Raw genomic sequence first — 18,076 nt, 5'->3', positions numbered from 1 at the left:
GCAGTGACAGCATTCTCGGTCACATCTTGAGGCAGCCCCATCCGGCGACCAGTTACATCGGTGGCGGATGGGGCTGTCCTTCACCGAGGCGATCCGGCGATGACGGCGGCCAGCCGCGCGCGCAGCCGCTGTAGCGGTGGCAGCAGCCCGTAGACGACGATCGGCACCACCAGCGTGGCAATGATCGGCGGCCGCAGGTACGGCGGAACGCCCTCCAAGAAGCCGCCGAGCACGAGCTGCAGGACGGTGAGGGTGGGCAGAACGGCGATCCAGACCATCAGCGCCTGGTGGTGACGGGACATGAGCTGTCTCCTTCGGAGGCGAATCTTGCGTGCGTCTCAAAGCCTGCCGCCGGACGAATTAGAAGTCCAAGATATGATCCATAGGTATCTTGATAAGGAGAGCTTATGGAGCTTCGCCAGCTGCGGTACGTCGTGGCCGTGGCTGAGGAAGGCGGCTTCACCCGCGCCGCTGCTCGCGTCCACGTCGCCCAGCCCGCCATCAGCCAGCAGATCGCCCAGCTCGAACGCGAGCTCGGTGAGCGGCTCTTCGACCGGACCGAGCGCCAGGTCAGTCTCACTCCGGCCGGGGAGGCCTTCCTCCCCCACGCCCGGGCCGCGCTCCAGTCGACCGCCGCCGGCCGCGACGCGGTCACCTTGCTGCGGGGCGTCCTGGCCGGACGCCTGGCCGTGGGCACCGTCCCCGCTCCCCCCGCGACGCTGCTCGACCAGCTCGCGCGGTTCCAGCGCCACTACCCTCAGGTGCGCCTCACCCTGCGCACCGGCGACCCCGAGAAACTCGTCGAACAGGTGATCGCCGGCAACCTTGACACCGCTCTCATCGGCACCTCAGGCCCCCGCCTGCCGGCCGGGCCGGCCGGGCAGCGGCTACCCACCACACTGGGCGCCCGCGAATTCGGCGAGGAGCCCCTTGTGGTCGCGACCGCCCCCGGCCACCCGCTGGCGGCCAACGCCGAAGTCACCCTCGCCGACCTGCGCGAGGAGGCGCTCGTCACGCTCACCCCCGGCACCGGACTGCGCGCCGCGTTGGAGAACGCATGCGCCGAGGCGGGCCTCGCTCCCGACATACGGGCCGAGACCGACGACCTCTCGCTGCTGGCCCTGTTGGTCGAGCACGGCTTCGGCATCGCCCTCATGCCCCGGTCGGCCGCCGAGCGCCTCGGCCCGGAGCTGGTCACACTCCCCCTACGCCACGCCGCACTGAGCCGCGCTCTGACGCTGGTCTGGCGGCGTGACGGCGTCACCGCGCAGGCCCGGGCGTTCCTCGAAATGGACCTTGAATAGGTTGATAGGCGCACCGTCGCAGCGCGGCGGGCGATCCGGCACTGCGGCTCCGTCTGGTGCATGAGCATGTTCTTTTCGTGCGCTTACGACCGCGCATAAGGTGACGAGCATGCGTTTTGGGGTGCTGGGACCGCTGGCCGTGTGGACCAGCGCCGGGGATGCCGTCACCATCCCCGGCCTCAAGGTCAGGGCCCTCCTCGTGGACCTTCTCGTCCACGAGGGCCATCCGGTGTCCATGGACCGGCTGGTCGACGACCTATGGGGGAACAAGCCGCCGGGCAATCCCGCGGGCGCGCTCCAGGTGCGCGTGTCACAACTGCGCAAGGCGCTGGAGGACGCCGAACCCGGCGGGAAGAACCTGGTCGTCTCCCGCGCCCCGGGCTACCTGTTGCGCCCCGACGACGGGGCCGTGGACGTCACACGCTTCACCGCGCTGCTGGCGCGGGCCGAGGCCGCCGGCAGCCCCAGCACCAGGGCGGGGCTTCTGGGCGACGCGCTGGCGTTGTGGCGCGGGCCGGCGTTCGCGGACTTCGCGGACGAGGAGTACACCAGGTCGGCGATCCTCCGGCTGGAGGAACAGCGGTTGTCGGCGCTGGAGCAGCACGCCGAGGCGCGGCTGCAGCTGGGCGAGCACGGGCTGCTCGTGGGCGAGCTGGGCGATCTGGTGGCCAGGCATCCGCTCAGGGAGCGACTGCGGGCCGTGCACATGCGGGCCCTCTACCGGGCCGGTCGCCAGAGCGAGGCCCTGGCCGGATACAGCGAGATGCGCGACCGGCTGGCCGACGAGCTCGGCCTCGACCCAGGACCGGAGCTGGTCGCGCTCCATCAGGCGATACTCGGGCAAGACCCGGCGCTGAGCGTGCCCGCCGAACGTCCCGTGACGAACCTGCCCGCCTCCGTCAGCAAGCTGATCGGCAGACAGGAGGCCTTGGCCGATGTGTGCGCGCTGATCGGGGACGAGCGGCTGGTGACGCTCACCGGCAGCGGCGGCGTCGGCAAGACCCGGCTGGCGCTAGAAGCCGCGAACCGGCTGGTGAGCGGGTTCGCGGACGGGGCCTGGTTCGTCGCCCTGGACCAGGGGTCCCGTTCCCCGGCCGAGGCCGTCATGGCAGCCTTGGACATCCGTGAGGACGCCGCTCCCAAGACCACGGGCATAGGGGACGAGACCGACAGCGCGCCGGCGCGTCAGCTGGCCGCCGCGCTCAAGCCCCGTCGGATGTTGCTGGTGCTGGACAACTGCGAGCACGTGCTCGACCAGGTCGCCGAGCTGGCCGAGTTGCTTCTGCGGTCCTGCCCTGACCTGCGGATCCTGGCGACGAGCAGGGAGCCGGTGGCCGTGGCCGGCGAGGTGTTGTGGAGCGTGCCGCCGCTCGACGTGCCCACCACCGCCGACCTGGCGACCATGGCCAGATCCGACGCCGTCATGTTGTTCGTGATCCGGGCCGCCGCCTCCGCCCGCGGCTTCGCTCTGGACGCATCCAACGCCCTGGCCATCGCGCAGTTGTGCAGGCGGCTCGACGGCATCCCGCTGGCGCTGGAGCTGGCCGCGACGCGGGTGAGGGCGCTCGGCGTGCAGGGCGTGGTGGCCAGGCTGGACGACAGGTTCCGGCTGCTGGCCGCCGGGCAGCGCGGCTCCCCGGCCCGACAGCAGACGCTGACCGCGGTGATCGACTGGAGCTGGGACCTGCTGTCCGACGACGAACGCCGCGTCCTGCGCCGCCTGGCCGTCCACGTCGACGGGTGCACGCTGGAGGCCGCGGAATCCGTCTGCGCGGAGGCCGGTCTCGACGTGCTCGACCTGCTCGTACGCCTGGTCGACCGCTCGCTCGTGGTCGTCGCGGACGCCCCGGCCGGAGTCAGGTACCGGCTACTTGAATCGGTGTCGGAGTACTGCGTGGCCAGGTTGTCCGACGCCGGCGAGCTCCGTCGGGTACGCCTCGCGCACCTGCGCCACTATCTGGCCCTGGCCGTACAGGCTGAACCGGGACTGTACGGACACGAGCAGCGCGACTGGCTGCTGCGCCTGGACGCGGAGGTCGCGAACATGCGGGCGGCACTCGACACGGCGGTCTCTCACCGGGACGGCGAGAGCGCGGCGCGGCTGGCGAATTCGCTGGCCTGGTGGTGGGTCCTGCGCGGCAGGCTGGCCGAGGGCAGGCGGTTCCTGGCGACTGCGCTGGCCATCGAGGGGGAGACCACTTCCGCCCGGGCCAGGGCGGCGGCCTGGGAGGCCGGGTTCGCGCTCATGCTGGGCGAGGACGTCGAGTGGGAGGCGGCGGTCGAAGCGATCGAGGACCCGGGCGAGAGGGCCAGGGCCCAGTTGTTCGTTGGCCTGAACATCAAGGACATGGGGACCGGGCAGGAGCTGGCCGACAAGGCGCTGGCGACGTTCCGGGCCGTCGGGGACCGGTGGGGCGTCGCCGTCGTACTCAGCCGGCAGGCCAGGGACGCGTTCACGCAGCGTGACGTCGTGGCGCTGGAGCGGGACGGTGAGGAGAGCGCGCGGCTGTTCACCGAGTTGGGCGACCGCTGGGGACTGCTGCAGGCCACGGAGTGGCTCGCAGGGCTGGCCGAGATGACCGGCGACTCCGAGCGGGCCGACCGGCTGTTCGGCGAGGGACTGCGAATGGCCGAGGACCTGGGGTTGTGGCCGGAGGTCGCCAAACGAATCGCCTGGCTGGGCTGGATGGCGATGCAGACCACCGACTACGACCGTGCCATTGAGTTCTGCGAACGCGCCATGAAGCTGGCCATCGGGCAGGGCTACAAAGAAGGCGAAACCATGGCCGAGATGGGCCTCGCCTTCTCCGCGCGCCGGGCCGGGCGGCTGGACCTGGCCGAGAAGCACCTGAGCCACCTGCTCGAAGGGGTGCCGCGCGGCCCGGACATCGAGCCGGCCCTGCACCTGCCGTCCATACTCATCGAGCTGGGACACCTCACCAAGGTGCGCGGCGACCCCGCCGCGGCCATGGACCTGCACAGGGAGGCGCTGGCCGCCGCCAGGAAGATCGGCGATCCCAGGACGGAGGCGTGGGCCGTAGAGGCCGCGGCCGCCGCCTCGGGTCCGACCGAGCAGGCCGCCAGGCTGCTGGGCCTGGCGGCAACGGCCAGGGAACACAACCAGACTCCCGGGAGCCCGTCGGAGCTGAGCGAGATGGAGCGCGTCACAGCCCTGGTGCGCGACGCGCTCGGGGAGGAGGCGTTCAAGGCGGCGTACGGGGAGGGCGCCACCCACAAGCTCGACGAGGCGCGCGAGCTGATGACGTGCCTTTAGTTGACCTGCTCGGCCAGGCGGTCGAAGAACTCGATCCAACCCGCCCTGGCCTGCTCGGCGTGCTCCTCGTCGGTGTTGACGCCGTACTGATGGAAGCGCATCTCCGTCCGGGCGCCGCCGTCCACCGGGGTGAAGTCGATCGTCACCACGGACGCCGGCCCCTCGCCGGGATTGTCGGGGTCGCCGGTGGTGAAGACGAGCCGCCCAGGCCCCTCCACCTCCCGGTACGTCCCGCCGAGCGTCACTTCGAACCCCTCCTCTCCCACCAGAACGACCTGCCAGATCCCGCCAGGCCGGGTGTCCAGAGTGATCCGGCCCACCGGAGTGGCCAGTATCCGGGGTCCGAACCACTGCGAGAAGCGCTCGGGCTCGGTCCAAGCGGCCCAGACCAGCTCGCGGCGGGCGTTGAAGACGCGGGTGATGTCGTATTCGGCGGTCTGAGTCATCGTTCTGCCTTTCGTGCTCGGGTTCGATGACTCCAAGGTGCCGGGCCGCGCTTAAGACTTCCTTCTTGTGGCCTTACGGCCCGCGGCAGGGGTGTTCATAGGGGCCAGACCAAGTAAGCGCGAAACGGCACCGGGCCGGCGGTCCTTGCGGCGCATCTCCTGCGCGACCTCACGTGATGCGAAGCCGAGGACACCTCCATTGACCGGCGCGTGAGGTTCAGGCGGCTGCTGATGGGGTGTTGACACTGGGCTGTTGATCGATAAGGTTGGCTCACTTTATCGATAAATGGATCGATAAAGTGAGGTACATCACATCTTCGTCGAAGCGTGGACAGCAGCCATGAGAGCTCTCCACTGAACGCAAGGTATGCATAGATGACCGATCAGGCTGTGCCCGCCATCATCAACCTCGACGTCCCGGGCCCGGTGATCAGCCGGCATCTGTACGGGCATTTCGCCGAGCACCTGGGCCGCTGCATCTACGACGGCTTCTACGTCGGCGAGGACAGCGACATCCCCAACGCGGGCGGCATCCGACTGGATGTCGTGGAGGCGCTGCGAGCTCTGAACATCCCGAACCTGCGCTGGCCCGGCGGCTGCTTCGCCGACGAGTACCACTGGATGGACGGCATCGGTCCCAGAGACCGGCGCCCGGCCATGGTCAACACCCACTGGGGCAACGTCGAGGAGAACAACCACTTCGGCACGCATGAGTTCATGGCACTGTGCGAGCTTCTCGGCGCGGAGCCGTACATCAGCGGAAACGTCGGCTCCGGCACGGTCAGGGAGATGAGCGACTGGGTGGAGTACCTCACCCGCGAAGGCGACTCGCCGATGGTACGCCTGCGCAAGGCCAACGGCCGGGAGGAGCCGTGGCGGGTGCGTTTCTGGGGGTTGGGCAACGAGGCGTGGGGCTGCGGCGGTCACATGTCGGCGGAGCAGTACGCGGCCGAGGCACGCAGATTCGGCACCTACTGCCGCGACCACGGCGAAAACAAGCTCTACCGCATCGCCGCCGGCGCCAACTCCGACGACTACGCCTGGACGGAGACGCTGATGAAGCAGCTCGGCGGCCTGGGCTGCGCGTACCGGCCCGCCGCGTTCATGCAGGCGCTGTCGATGCACTACTACACGATCCCCGGCACCTGGCAGGACAAGGGCGACGCCACGGTGTTCGACACCGGCGACTACTACCGCACCATGGTCCAGGCCGCGCGTGTCGACGAGCTGATCACCGGCCACTCCGCCGTCATGGACTGCTACGACCCCGGCAGGAACGTGGGCCTGGTGCTGGACGAGTGGGGTACCTGGTGGAACGTCGAGCCGGGCACCAACCCCGGCTTCCTCCACCAGCAGAACACCCTCCGCGACGCGCTGGTCGCGAGCCTGCACTTCGACGTCTTCCACCGGCACGCCGAACGCCTCGTGATGGCCAACATCGCCCAGACCGTGAACGTGCTCCAGGCCATGATCCTCACCGACCCAGGCTCCGGCGCGCTCGTCCTGACCCCCACCTACCACGTGTTCGAGATGAACAAGGGACACCAGGACGCCGCCTTGCTGCGGATCGACCTCCCGGCTGGGGTCCCCGACCGAGCAGTCGACTCGGCACGGCTGCCAACCGTCTCGATGTCGGCCAGCCGCAAGGACGGCCGAGTGCTCATCTCGCTGTCCAACCTGGACGCGGCCGAGACCGCCGACATCGAGCTGGACCTGCGCGGCGGCGCCCTGACCGAGGTCAGTTCCCGGATCCTCACTTCCGGCGGGCTGCAGGACCACAACACCCCCGAGGTGCCGGGCATCGTCGCTCCACGCGTCCACGAGCACGTCAAGGAGACTGCCTCCGGGCTGCGGGTGCACCTGCCCGTCCACTCCTTCGTGACAGTGGAGGGACGGCTGGCGTGATCACGGTGCCGGGCGCGCAGGTTGGGCCGCGATAAACTCGGCGCGGCGACGGCCCCCGGACAGCTTCGGCCGGCCGGAGTCAAGTCCTACCAGCAGAACGCGGGGCACGGCATGGTGACCATGGAAGACGTCGCCCGGCTGGCCGGGGTGTCGAAGATGACCGTCTCCAATGTGGTCAACAACCGTGACGGCGTCGGCGACCTCGTCCGTCAGCGGGTGCTGGAGGCCATCCGCCGATCGGGCTACCGCGTCAACGTCTCCGCCCGCACCCTGAGGTCCGGACGGACCGGTGTCATCGGCTTGGCCGTTCCTGACATCGAACTCCCCTACTTCGGCCACCTCGCCGCCCATGTGATCGAGGCGGCGGGGCGGCAGGGGTTCCACGTCGCGATCGAACAGACCGGCGCGGCGGCAGCCGGGGAAGCCGACGCGATAGCCCACTCCCGCACGCTGCACTTCGACGGCCTGATCCTCAGCGCCGTCGAACTGGACCGGCTGGACGAACATCCCGCCGAAGCCGGCTACCCCCTGGTCATGCTCGGCGAGCAGGACTTCGGCGGCCGCTTCGACCACGTCGCCATGCCCAACGAGGAAGGCACCAAAGCCGCGACCACCCACCTGGCCGACCGAGGGTGCCGCCGGATCGCGATCGTCACCGGCAGAGCGTCCGATGACGTCAACATGGTGACCCGCCGCCACCGCGGCTATCTCGCCGCGCTCGCCGAGCGAGGCATAGGCATCGATCCGGCTCTGCTCTTCTCCCTGGACGACGCGAGCATGGAAGCAGGCCGCGAGGCGGCCTGCCGTCTGGTCGACTCCGGCCACGAGATCGACGGTGTGGTCGCGGTGACCGACACCGTCGCCCTCGGCGTCCTCCGCGGTTTGGCCGACCGCGGGCTACGCGTTCCCGAGGACGTCCGTCTCATCGGGTTCGACGACATCCCCGAATCCGGATTCACCGTGCCCTCACTGTCCACGGTGGCGCCCGATCATCGATGGATGGCGGAACGGGCGGTCGAACTGGTGGCTCAGCGCATCCGCGCCCCCCTCCGCCCGACCGTCCAGTACATCGCCCCCTTCGAGCTCATGATTCGTGAATCGACGCGCTGAACAGCGCCGTGTGCGTCCGTCAGCGTCGGGTCAGCGTCGGTCTGCAGGACGTGCTCGCTGTACAGCCGTACCCCGCGTCCTATCTCAGGCCTCCGACGGACAGTCCGCCTCGCCAGTGTCGCTGGAGGGTGAAGAACGCGATGACGAGTGGTATCACCGACACGAGCGCGCCCAGGATGATGAGGCTCCAGAGGGAGGTGCTGCCCGCGTTGTTCGCCGAGGCCACTCCCTGCCAGACGCCGAGTCCGACGGTGACGGGGAAAAGGCGGTTGTCGGAGAGCATGGCGAGGGGCAGGAAGTAGTTGTTCCAGGATGCCACGGCGGACAGAAGCAGCACGGTCACCACCGCGGGTCGCATCAGCGGAAACGCGACCCGGAAGAACGTCCGTATCTCACCCGCGCCGTCGGCGCGCGCCGCGTCGAGAATCTCGTCGGGGACGGCGTCGCGCGCGTACACGTGCATCAGGTAGACGCCGAACGGGTTGAGAAGTGACGGGAGGATCACCGCCCAGATCGTGTTCGTCAGGCCGAGCCCGGAGAACATCATGAAGGTGGGGATCACCAGTGCCGTCGCGGGTACCATCAGCGCGCCGAGCATGACGGAGAAGCTGAAGCGCCTGCCGGCGAAACGGTATTTGGCGAACCCGTAGCCGGCCATCACGGACAAAATCGTGGCGCCGACCCCGCCCGCCAGTGCGTACAGCGTGGAGTTGAGGATCCACCTGCCGTAGATGCCGCCGTCGTAGGTGAACAGTCGCGTGAGGTTTTCGACGTAGTCGATCCGGTCGGCGAACCACATGGTGTTGCCGCCGCCGAACAGGCCGGGGGCGTCTTTGGAGCTGTTGACGATGACCCACCAGAACGGCACGAGGAAGTACACGACCAGGAAGCCGAGGAGCACCTGCAGGGGGAAGTGGCGTTGCGGCCTTTGGCGTCCGGCGGTGCGGGAGCGGGCGGTCATCAGAGGAAACTCCTCCGCTTGCGGGTGAAGAACAGGAAGGCGTAGACGCAGACGAAGACGATCCCGCCGAGAGCGAAAGAGATCGCCGATCCGTAGTTGAAGTTGGCGAGTGCGAACGCCTGCTGATAGGCGTACATGTTGGGAGTGAATCCCGGTGCGATCGTTCCCGCCGCCAGGTATCGCAGAATCTGTGGTTCGTTGAAGAACTGCAGGGTGCCGATGAGCGAGAAGACCAGGATCAGGAGCAGTGCGGGGGCGATCAGCGGGATTTTGATCCGGAGCGCGATCTGCCATTTCCCGGCGCCGTCCATGCGGGCGGCCTCGTAGAGCGACGGGTCGATGCCCTGGAGCGCCGCGTACAGAATGATCATGTAGTAACCGGCCCATTGCCAGGTGACCACGTTGATCAGGCCGTAGAAGATCAGATTCTTGCTGAAGAAGTCGGGTGCGGTGGCGCCGAACAATCCGAAGATGTCGGTGAGCGGCCCGAAGCTCTTGCTGTACAGGAATCCCCACATGACCGCCCCGATGACCGTGGGAATGGCATAGGGGAGAAAGATCATGAGGCGGGAGAACCGGGTGAACAGCGAGGTCACGGCGTCCACGATGAGGGCCATCGCGAGCGCGATGACGATCTGCAGCGGGATGGCGACCAGGGAGAAGCGGACGACGAACCACACCCCGGACAGGAAGGTCGGGTCGGTGAACGCCTTCACGTAGTTGCCGAGGAAGACGAAGTTGGTGCCGCCGATCAGCTTCTTCTGCCAGAGGCTGAGATACAGCGCGTACGCGAGCGGCGCGATGAGCAACGCCAGGAAGACGATCCCGAATGGCCCGACGAAGAGCCACCCCATCAGGTGCTCACGGAGGCGCACCTTGCCGCGGACCTTGTGCGCTTTTTTTTGAGTGCTCGCTGCACTCTCCTCGATCAGGAGGGTCATTGTGGGCTCCGGGGGGTCGATGCTGGGGGGTGGCGGGTGGGCCGGCCGGTCGAGGCCGGCGTGGCCCACCCGTGTTGTCTACTGGACGGTGAAGCCTTGCTCCTTGGCGTAGTTCGCCACGTCCTCCTGGATGCGGTCGGCCGCCTGCGCACCGGTGATGGAGCCGTCGATGACCGCACCGATCTGCTTCGTCATGGAATCGAAGTAGTACTGGCCGAACGGGCTGTAGGTCATGCCCGTGTAGGCGTTCGCCGCGGGGACGTAGACCTCCTTGTTCGCCTGCTGGCCGTCGAAGAACGACACCTTCAGGTCCACGAACTTGGGATCGTTGAGCGCCTTCAGGTTCAGCGGGAAGATGATCTGGTTGGTCCAGCCGTCGGTGAGTGACGCGTCGTCGGCGTAGAGGCCGTACGCCACCTTCGCCGCGAGTTCGGGGTTCTTCGCCTGACTCGTCACCGAGAAGGCCGACCCGCCCCAGTTCACCTGCATCGGGTTGGCGGCATCCCACTGCGGGAGCGGCGCCACCGCGAACTTGCCGGTGTCCTCGCCCTTGCCGACGCCGGCGCCGGTGAGGTATCCGGGCGCCCAGGCCGCCGAGATGTACGTCGCGTACTTACCGTTGATCACACCGGAGATGTATTCCGGCGTGAACTGGTCCTGCGTCCCGACCAGACCCTTCCGCGCGAGGTTCCCCCAGTAGTCCAGCACGTCCTTGGACGCCTGGTCGTTCAGCGCGATACCGATCGACTCGGGCTGCGCCGGGTCGTAGGTGTACGGAGTGGCGCCCTTCTGGATCTGCAGCGCCATCATGACGGCCGGCACGTTCGCGCCCAGGTCGCCGAACAGCGGGCCCCCGGCGTCCTTCACCTTCTGTGCCGCCTGCTCGTATTCGGCCCACGTCTTCGGCGGCGTGATCTTGTACTTGTCGAAGATGTCCTTCCGGTAGATCATCGCCATCGGGCCGCCGTCGACCGGCACGCCGTAGACCGCGCCGCCGATGGAGACGTCCTTCCATGCGCCGTCGCTGTAGTTCGCCTTGACGGCGTCGAAGCCGTAGTTCTTGATGTCGACGAGCGCCTTCTGGATCTGGAAGGTCGGGATCCGGTCCGCCTCGATCATGATCACGTCGGGCGCGCCGGTGCCCGCCGATATGGCCGTCTGGAACTTGTCGTACTCGTCGCCGCCCTGGCCGACATTGGTCCAGCAGACCTGCACCTCGTTGCTCTGCTTGTTGAAGTTGTCGACGACGAGCTGCGTGTTGGGGTACCAGCCCCACATCGTCACGACCGGCAGATCCTTCTTGGCGATCGTGTTGGTGCAGCTGCTCGCGTCGTTCCCACCCGCGTTCGCCGTACTCTTCCCCTGGTCTGGGGAGCAGGCGGCGATCGCCCCCGCGGCGGCGAGCAGGGCCGCCGCGGTTATCAGGCTCTTTCTCTTCATAGACATGATCTCCCTTGGGGGGTCGCAGCGCACAAAGGCCGTGCGCTACCGCTGAGGCCGAGCGATCGGCCGGTACGGGGCACGGATGCACGATCCGCGCCCTGTCCCTCGTGCCGATCTCTGTTGTGAGCGTTCACACGCCCACGTGCATGGCGAGCATCACCGGGGCCTCCGATGGTGCCGCCTCGGACGGACTTACCTAGCGTTTGAACAGACGTGGTGCCAGGTCGATGAGGTTCTTCTGCCACACGTCCCAGCCGTGCGGCCCTTGTGTGACCCCTGCGAACTCGTAGTGGATGCCCAGGTTGTCCAATGTGGGCAGGGACGCCATGACCGACGGATACACGAAGTCGGTCTGGTCGCCGACGTACAGGCGCAGCAGCTTGGTCCCGTTGTTGATGGCCGCCACGTCGACGCCGGCGCCGCTGCCGAACCCGGCCGAGAACGCCGCGACGTAGGCGAACTGGCCCGGGTACGCCTTGAGGACCCCGAGCGCCTGTCCGCCGCCCATCGAGAGGCCGGCGAGGGCCTGCTGCGACGGGTCGCTGGAGATGTTGTAGCGGGCACGCGCCGCCGGAACGATGTTCTCCAGCAGTTCCTTGTTGAAGTTGGACACGTTGCCGTTGCCCATCACGACCACCATCGGAACCAGGTCCCCGTCGAGGAACTCATGGTCGAGGATCTGCTTGGCGCGTCCCATTTCGGCCCAGTCCGTGTAGCTCTGGCCGCTACCGTGCTGGAGGTAGAAGACGGGGTAGCGCTCAGCGCGGTTCGGGTCGTAACCGGGCGGGGTCCACACCAACGCGGTCCGGTCCTGATTCGCCACGGTGCTTCGGTACGTCAGGCTCTCGACCTTTCCGCCCTGGCCGGCGGGAACGTCCGAGAGCAGGCGCGCCCTCTCTCCGGGGATGAAGAAGCTGCTCCAGGTCGGCTCGGAGGTCACCTTCGTCGGGTTCGACGGGTCCTTGATCGAAACCCTGTCCACGATGAACTTGTAGTAGTAGAACCACGGGTCGAGCGGACCAACGGTCACCCGCCACCGGTCGCCGTCACGGGTCATCGGAACGCGCAGCCAGCTTCCGCCGGGAGCGTCGTTCGCCCACACCGTGACGTGCTGAGCGTCTTTGAAGTCGGTCGTGGTCTCGAAGGTGACAAAGCCGCCCTCGGACACGAACGGCGTCGGCGTGGTGCCGGCCGCCGGCGGGGTGAACTCGCCCTTCAGCTGCCCGTGACCGGCGCTCGGACCGTGATCCGGCACCGTGCGGAACAGCCGCGGCACGAAATCGATCAGGTTCTCCTGCCAGGCGTTCCAGTTCGCCCCGGCGTCGGGGTTGACCCCGTCGAACTCGTACCTGACACGGGCTCGGTCCAGCGCCTTTGTCAGACGGTTGGTCGCGTTGTACGCGGGATCCGTCACGTTCCCCGTGTACAGGCGCACCAGCTTGACGTGGCGGTTGATCGCTTCCGCGTTCGCCCGGCCGACGCTCTCACTCAGCAGTCCCGAGAACGAGCCGGCGTAGGCGAACTGACCCGGGTTGGCGAGAGCGGCACGCAGCGCCTGCGTGCCTCCCTCGGTCACACCGGCGATCGCCTGGTGCGCCGGGGCAGGGAGGACGCGGAACTTGTCGGCGACCGCCTTACGGAGATCCTTCAACTCCTTGTCTTCCGACCCGCTACCGCCGCTGATCACAACCACCATCGGCTCCATCGCGCCCTGGGCCGACAAGTTGTCGAAGATCTGCTTGGCACGACCGAGGTCGAGCCAGTCGGTGGCGCTTCCTCCGTCGCCGGACTGCAGGAACAGCACCGGGTAGGCCTTGGCGCCCTTGGCCGAGTACGCCGGCGGCGTCCATACCAGAGCCGACCGCTCATCGCCCTTCGCCCGGTAGGTCAGGGTCTCGACCTTGCCGCCCTGCCCCTGAGGCGCATCCGCCAGCAGGCGCGCCGAGCCGCCCGGAACGAAGAAGGTGCTCCAGAGCGGCTTGGACGCCACACCGGCGCTGTTCGTCGGATCCTTGAGACTCTTGGTGTCATCGCCGGTGACCTGGTAGGAGTACAGCCCCGGCTTGAGCGGGCCGAGGACCCCCGACCAGGCGTCGCCCCGGCGGGTCAGACCGAACTCCGCCCAACTGAAGGATGGGCCGAAGTTCCCCTCGATGACGACCTGCGACACCTGGCCCGCGTTGGCCTGGACGTAGGCCGCCGGGACAGTGAACGACACGTAGCCGTCCTCGGAAACATTCAGCCACGGCGTATCCGCCGCGGCCGGCCGCGGCGCGAACAATACGGCCGAGATCGCCATGACTCCGGCGGCGACCGCCACCAAGAGCCGGCGCACGCCCTTAGGGCGTAAAGCCCCGTGGTACGGTGACAACGTCATACCGAACTCCTCAATGGCCGGCATCGGATTGGGCCCGATTGGCCGGCCTGACTTATCGGTCGATGTACCGTCGGTTTCTGTTCTCCGCACCTCCGTCCATTACGGGTCCGTTTTGTTCACCTGCTGTCAGGTGGGTCTGGGTGGTGCACGCACTTGCGAGTGCGTGTGTGTCACAAGCTCGTATTCGTCCTTGGTGGTGCGGTGGAGCCACGGACCATCAAGCGGGTTGGGAGCACTATTCGGCCGGGCCCCTCCCACTCACCGGTCACCAGCCCCTTCAGCATGCGCGCGGCCTCGTACCCGAGTCGGTACATCGACTGGTCCACCGTGGTCAGCCCCGGCTCGGCCAAAACGGCCTCCGGAATGTTGTCGAAGCCGACCACCGACAGGTCGCCAGGAACGCTGAGTCCCAGTTCCTTCGCGACCTCCAGAGCCTTCAGGGCCATCCCGTCGCTCGCCGCGAAGATCGCCGTCGGGCGGTCCGCCCTATCGAGCAGCGCCCGCGCCAGCGGGACCGCGGAGTCGGGATTGAAGTCGCCTCTGCCGATCAACGTCGGATCGACCGGAACACCGGCCGCGGCCAGCGCCTTCCGGTACCCCTCCTCGCGTGACCATGCGGCCGCGAGGCTGGAACGGCCCGCGATGAATCCGATGCGCCGATGCCCCAGGCCCAGTAGGTGCTCGACCATTGTGGTGGCACCCGCGAGGTTGTCCGCCGTCACCGACGGCACCGTCGAGTCCCGCACCGGATCGATGACCACGACCGGAGTGTTGCTCCGCACCTCGCCCCAGGGCGTCACCACAATGCACCCGTCCGTGAGGGTGCCGGACAAGCGGGCCAGATGACGTTGCTCCCAGCCCTCCGCGTACGTCCCGTAGAGATCGCTGTTGGCGTAGACGATCAGGTCCAAGCCCGATTGACTCAACGCCTCCATCACGCCTTTGAGCACCTCGGCGGTATAGGAATGGAAGCTGTGGGTCACCAGACCCAGGACATTGGTGCGGCTGCGTCGCAGGCTCGCCGCCCCCAGACTCGACTCGTAGCCGAGCCGGTCGATGGCCGAACGCACCTGCGCGATGGTGCGGGCGCTGACCCCGTAACGCCTGTTGACCACCCGCGACACAGTCGCGGTGGAGACGCCCGCCAAGCGCGCCACATCACTCATCGTCACCGGCGCACCGCCGTCGACCATGCCGCTCTCTCCATATTGCAATCGTTATCGATCACGTTTTCAGCGCTTAACGTAAGCGACATCGTTTGCGAACACAAGACCCTTATAGGCCTCTCCGTCCGCCGACCGCACGTCCTAAAAGCACATGCACAGAATGCGCGCCGGTTTTCGGCGGGAAGACGCGATGTCGATGACGGTGACCGGATATGGCAGCCCTCATCGGTGGGGCTGCAGGTGATATCGCCGGACCGCTTCGGTCTTGATTCGCAATCACGAAGGATTGGTCGGTACACCTAGATTACCGACCGTCACCACCGAATTCGTGCCAGAGGCGTTCAATGGACAGACCGACCTTCGCCGGGGCGGCGGGTCACCCCGGCGAAGGTGCGAGGACTGGGTCAGCCCAGGGTCCAGCGTTGGTTGGCGCCGCCGTTGCAGGACCAGAGGTTCAGCCTGGTCCCGTTGGCGGTGGCGTTGTTGGGCGCGTCCAGGCACAGCCCGGATTGGACCCCCGTGATGGTGCCGTTGGCATTGATGTTCCACTGCTGGTTCGTCTGCCCGTTGCAGTCCCAGATCACCACCTGAGTGCCGTTGCCGGTCCCCTGGTTGTAGGCGTCCAGGCACTTGTTCCCGTACACCGTCAGCTGCTTGCCCGACGTGTAGGTGAACCGCTGGTTGGTGCCGCCGCCACAGTCCCAGATCTGCGCCTGGGTTCCGTTGACGGTGCTGAAATCGCTGATGTCGACGCACCGGCCTGACTGAGCCCCGACGATCTGTCCAGTCTGCTGACCACTGCCACTCTGGGGCCCGGCGGACGCCATCACGGCCTGAGCACCCGACGGCCAGCTGCCGTTGGTGACAGTGACGTTGTTGTTGACGACGTTGCTGCGGTCACCGTTGGTCACATTGGTGCTGCTGTTGCTCGTCCAGTTGCCGGTGACGGTGAAATTGCCCATGTTCTCGCCACCCCAGTAGTTGGCCGTGGCCCACGTGCCGATGGCGGACATGACGTTGTTCCTGACGGTGTAGTACTTGGAGCCCTCGTCGAAGTAGATTCCGAACCAGCCATTGGTCCGCAGGCAGTAGTTGTCACTGATCACCGCGTTCGGGTTCCAGGACAGCGTGTAGATGCATCCACCATCGGTCATCTGCTGCATGACGTCGTGCACATAGTTGCCGATGACCTGGTTGTTGGACGCGGTGGTGGGCGTCGTGTACCGCGGCTGGTAGTTGTACAGGCCGCGGTTGGCGTACTGATTGTTGCCGCCCGGCTCGTTAGCACCCCAGCCGTATCCGATCGACATGCCGGTATAGGGCATGTTGTAGACCTCGTTGCGGGAGACGACGGCGGTCGTGACGTAGGTGGTCACGACCGAGACGACGCCCCGGTACTCCAGGCCGAGGTCGTGGATGCGGTTGTTGCTGATGGTGATGTTCCGGTTGACCATCCGCTGGTCGGCTGGGTGGTGCGCGTCGGCGCGCACGCCGCCGACCACGATGCCACCAGCCGAGTTGCGGGCGATCTCGGACCTGGTGACCGTGATGTTGCTGGCGCCCAGGCCGACACCACTGGCGTGGCCGTTGGCGTCGTTGCCGATGCCCACGGCCGTCTGGCCCAGGTTGACGAACTGCGAGTCGCTGAAGGTGATGTTGTTGGCTGCGGAGACCTGTACGGCGGCGGGCATCTGATACCAGTTCGGCCGGGTCGCTTCGAACTGCTGGCAGCCCTCGTGGCAGGAGGTGAAGCCGGGCCAGCTCCAGTTACCGGCCATGTAGGCGCCGGTCTGCTGGTCCACGTAACCCTGGTTGCTGCTGGGCCCACGCCAGCTCGTGCCGGAGAACGTGATCCCGCTGAACGTGATGTGGTGCGCGGGCGCGTCGTAGGTTCCCCCGACGTTCACCAGAGACTGCAACACCGGCAACTCCACACTGACGTTGCTCAGGTTCTGCCCGGCGAGCGGTATATAGGACAGCACGCCGGTCCCTGGATTGAGGTACCACTCGCCCGGCGAGTCGAGGAACTCGTACGCGTTGGTCAGGTAGAGCGGACCCGCCCGGTGCGGGCTGGTGAAGGTGTCGTACCCGAAGTTGTTGTTGTTCCAGGCGGGCTGCTGCATCGTGATGAAGTTCCCACTGATGCTCTGCACCGGCGCGTACCGGTCCGTGAACGAACCGACGCTCTCCATCTCGACCCGGCTCTGGTTGGCGAGGTTGTTCAGATGGCTCAGGGCGCTGTTGCTGAACGCCATCCCTGTATTGGTGGCGGTGAAGTCGGACCGGTTCACGACGGTACGTGCGCGTGTCGCGATGGCACCGTTGACGTAGAGCTGCCGGGTATCGATCCCGACGCCGACGTTGGCCCGCCAGATGTTCTTCGCGGAGTCCGCGAGCGACCAGCCGGTGACCGCCCTGGCGCCGCTGATCACGGGACGCGCCGACGGGGCCGCTCGCCACACCACCTGGTACCCGTTGTTGCCCGAGTCGGCGGCGGTCAGCCGTAGCGGCGCCGAGAGCCGGTACACCCCGTCGGCCAACTCCACGATGATGTCGCCCGACATCGCACCGGTACGCGACCGCACCTGTGCCTGCACGTCCGGCAAAGAGCACGGCTGGGCGGCGGAGCAGCCGCTGCCGGTACCGGAGGGGGAAGCGTAAAGGGTCGTGGTAGCCGCCAAGGCGGGAGAGGCGGGCGTGACCAGAGTGACCGCTGCGGTCAATCCCATCGCAGCGACTCCGGCTAACAAGAACCTCCGCATCGCGGAGTACGACGATCCGAACACGGGACCTCCTGATGTGGTGGGGGGTGTGGTGGCGAAAGGCCCTGCCGAACCTGACGGTGCGGCTGTCCTCGTGCCGGGCGTCGTGCCGAGCCCGCATCCGGTGTCGGCCTGGGCGAGCCGGCGGCATCGAACCTCGCTGGCGAGGTCAGGCGACAGGTACCGTCCCGGAGCGCGACGATGACGTCGTTGTCCCCTTCGGCATCGGTGGCTTCCGCCTGGCCGAAGGGCCGTCAGACGAGTAGTCCGGTCGCGGCGAACGCTGCATTGCTGCTCACTTTCCAAAGATCGGATGGTGATCCAGGCTTCGGCCCGCGAAACGTAACTCGTATGATGTCTTACGTCAACGCTGCCCGCCGCGCGACG

At 67.2% G+C, this 18,076-nt stretch carries 12 protein-coding genes; 4 read left to right on the top strand and 8 right to left on the bottom strand.

The window, feature by feature from the left end:
- Positions 1-80: 80 nt before the first annotated feature.
- On the bottom strand, positions 81-302 hold the full coding sequence (locus tag Pka01_RS32140) for a putative antibiotic biosynthesis monooxygenase (RefSeq protein ID WP_203886713.1): 222 nt from the start codon (positions 300-302) through the stop codon (positions 81-83).
- 105 nt (positions 303-407) lie between these two features.
- On the opposite strand from Pka01_RS32140, the gene Pka01_RS32135 reads away from it, so the two are divergent.
- Positions 408-1,304, top strand: a complete 897-nt coding sequence (locus Pka01_RS32135; RefSeq protein WP_203886712.1) for a LysR family transcriptional regulator — start codon at positions 408-410, stop codon at positions 1,302-1,304.
- Between the two features lie 109 nt (positions 1,305-1,413).
- Positions 1,414-4,578, top strand: a complete 3,165-nt coding sequence (locus Pka01_RS32130) for an AfsR/SARP family transcriptional regulator (protein WP_203886711.1) — start codon at positions 1,414-1,416, stop codon at positions 4,576-4,578.
- Here the strand turns inward: Pka01_RS32130 and Pka01_RS32125 are convergent.
- Entirely contained in the window at positions 4,575-5,024 is a 450-nt protein-coding gene (locus Pka01_RS32125) for an SRPBCC family protein (protein ID WP_203886710.1), read from the bottom strand. The two genes, Pka01_RS32130 and Pka01_RS32125, sit on opposite strands and share 4 nt — an antisense overlap.
- A gap of 375 nt (positions 5,025-5,399) precedes the next feature.
- Here Pka01_RS32125 and Pka01_RS32120 point away from each other — a divergent pair, with 375 nt between their 5' ends.
- Positions 5,400-6,929 (top strand): alpha-N-arabinofuranosidase, encoded by a 1,530-nt coding sequence (locus Pka01_RS32120; protein WP_203886709.1) that lies wholly within the window; start codon positions 5,400-5,402, stop codon positions 6,927-6,929.
- 21 nt (positions 6,930-6,950) lie between these two features.
- Positions 6,951-8,039 carry a LacI family DNA-binding transcriptional regulator gene (locus tag Pka01_RS32115; RefSeq protein WP_203886708.1) on the top strand — a complete coding sequence of 363 codons (1,089 nt, stop codon included), beginning with the start codon at positions 6,951-6,953 and terminating at the stop codon, positions 8,037-8,039.
- Between the two features lie 79 nt (positions 8,040-8,118).
- Here Pka01_RS32115 and Pka01_RS32110 read toward each other — a convergent pair whose 3' ends face one another.
- The 6 genes from Pka01_RS32110 to Pka01_RS40960 all read right to left on the bottom strand — a co-directional run bounded on the left by Pka01_RS32110 (position 8,119) and on the right by Pka01_RS40960 (position 17,524).
- Positions 8,119-9,000 carry a carbohydrate ABC transporter permease gene (locus tag Pka01_RS32110; RefSeq protein WP_203886707.1) on the bottom strand — a complete coding sequence of 294 codons (882 nt, stop codon included), beginning with the start codon at positions 8,998-9,000 and terminating at the stop codon, positions 8,119-8,121.
- Positions 9,000-9,941 (bottom strand): carbohydrate ABC transporter permease, encoded by a 942-nt coding sequence (locus Pka01_RS32105; protein WP_203886706.1) that lies wholly within the window; start codon positions 9,939-9,941, stop codon positions 9,000-9,002. The genes Pka01_RS32110 and Pka01_RS32105 overlap by 1 nt, the downstream gene beginning before the upstream one ends.
- Before the next feature lie 78 nt (positions 9,942-10,019).
- Entirely contained in the window at positions 10,020-11,381 is a 1,362-nt protein-coding gene (locus tag Pka01_RS32100) for an ABC transporter substrate-binding protein (protein ID WP_203886705.1), read from the bottom strand.
- Between the two features lie 199 nt (positions 11,382-11,580).
- Entirely contained in the window at positions 11,581-13,761 is a 2,181-nt protein-coding gene (locus Pka01_RS32095) for an alpha/beta hydrolase (protein ID WP_203886704.1), read from the bottom strand.
- A 170-nt stretch (positions 13,762-13,931) separates the two neighbouring features.
- Entirely contained in the window at positions 13,932-14,954 is a 1,023-nt protein-coding gene (locus Pka01_RS32090) for a LacI family DNA-binding transcriptional regulator (RefSeq protein WP_203886703.1), read from the bottom strand.
- 377 nt (positions 14,955-15,331) lie between these two features.
- Positions 15,332-17,524, bottom strand: coding sequence for an RICIN domain-containing protein (locus Pka01_RS40960; protein ID WP_239115693.1), 2,193 nt, complete (start codon positions 17,522-17,524; stop codon positions 15,332-15,334).
- Between the last annotated feature and the right edge of the window lie 552 nt (positions 17,525-18,076).

Origin of the sequence: Planotetraspora kaengkrachanensis, from assembly GCF_016862895.1 — a bacterium.
Taxonomy (GTDB): domain Bacteria; phylum Actinomycetota; class Actinomycetes; order Streptosporangiales; family Streptosporangiaceae; genus Planotetraspora; species Planotetraspora kaengkrachanensis.
The sequence above is the reverse complement of the archived record's forward strand: the minus strand, read 5'-3'. Positions and strand labels throughout refer to the sequence as shown.

What these genes read in the sequence shown, in the direction of transcription:
- Pka01_RS32140 (WP_203886713.1), bottom strand. Translation starts at nt 302, where the DNA reads ATGTCCCGTCACCACCAGGCGCTGATGGTCTGGATCGCCGTTCTGCCC.
- Pka01_RS32135 (WP_203886712.1), top strand. Translation starts at nt 408, where the DNA reads ATGGAGCTTCGCCAGCTGCGGTACGTCGTGGCCGTGGCTGAGGAAGGC.
- Pka01_RS32130 (WP_203886711.1), top strand. Translation starts at nt 1,414, where the DNA reads ATGCGTTTTGGGGTGCTGGGACCGCTGGCCGTGTGGACCAGCGCCGGG.
- Pka01_RS32125 (WP_203886710.1), bottom strand. Translation starts at nt 5,024, where the DNA reads ATGACTCAGACCGCCGAATACGACATCACCCGCGTCTTCAACGCCCGC.
- Pka01_RS32120 (WP_203886709.1), top strand. Translation starts at nt 5,400, where the DNA reads ATGACCGATCAGGCTGTGCCCGCCATCATCAACCTCGACGTCCCGGGC.
- Pka01_RS32110 (WP_203886707.1), bottom strand. Translation starts at nt 9,000, where the DNA reads ATGACCGCCCGCTCCCGCACCGCCGGACGCCAAAGGCCGCAACGCCAC.
- Pka01_RS32105 (WP_203886706.1), bottom strand. Translation starts at nt 9,941, where the DNA reads ATGACCCTCCTGATCGAGGAGAGTGCAGCGAGCACTCAAAAAAAAGCG.
- Pka01_RS32100 (WP_203886705.1), bottom strand. Translation starts at nt 11,381, where the DNA reads ATGAAGAGAAAGAGCCTGATAACCGCGGCGGCCCTGCTCGCCGCCGCG.
- Pka01_RS32095 (WP_203886704.1), bottom strand. Translation starts at nt 13,761, where the DNA reads ATGACGTTGTCACCGTACCACGGGGCTTTACGCCCTAAGGGCGTGCGC.
- Pka01_RS32090 (WP_203886703.1), bottom strand. Translation starts at nt 14,954, where the DNA reads ATGGTCGACGGCGGTGCGCCGGTGACGATGAGTGATGTGGCGCGCTTG.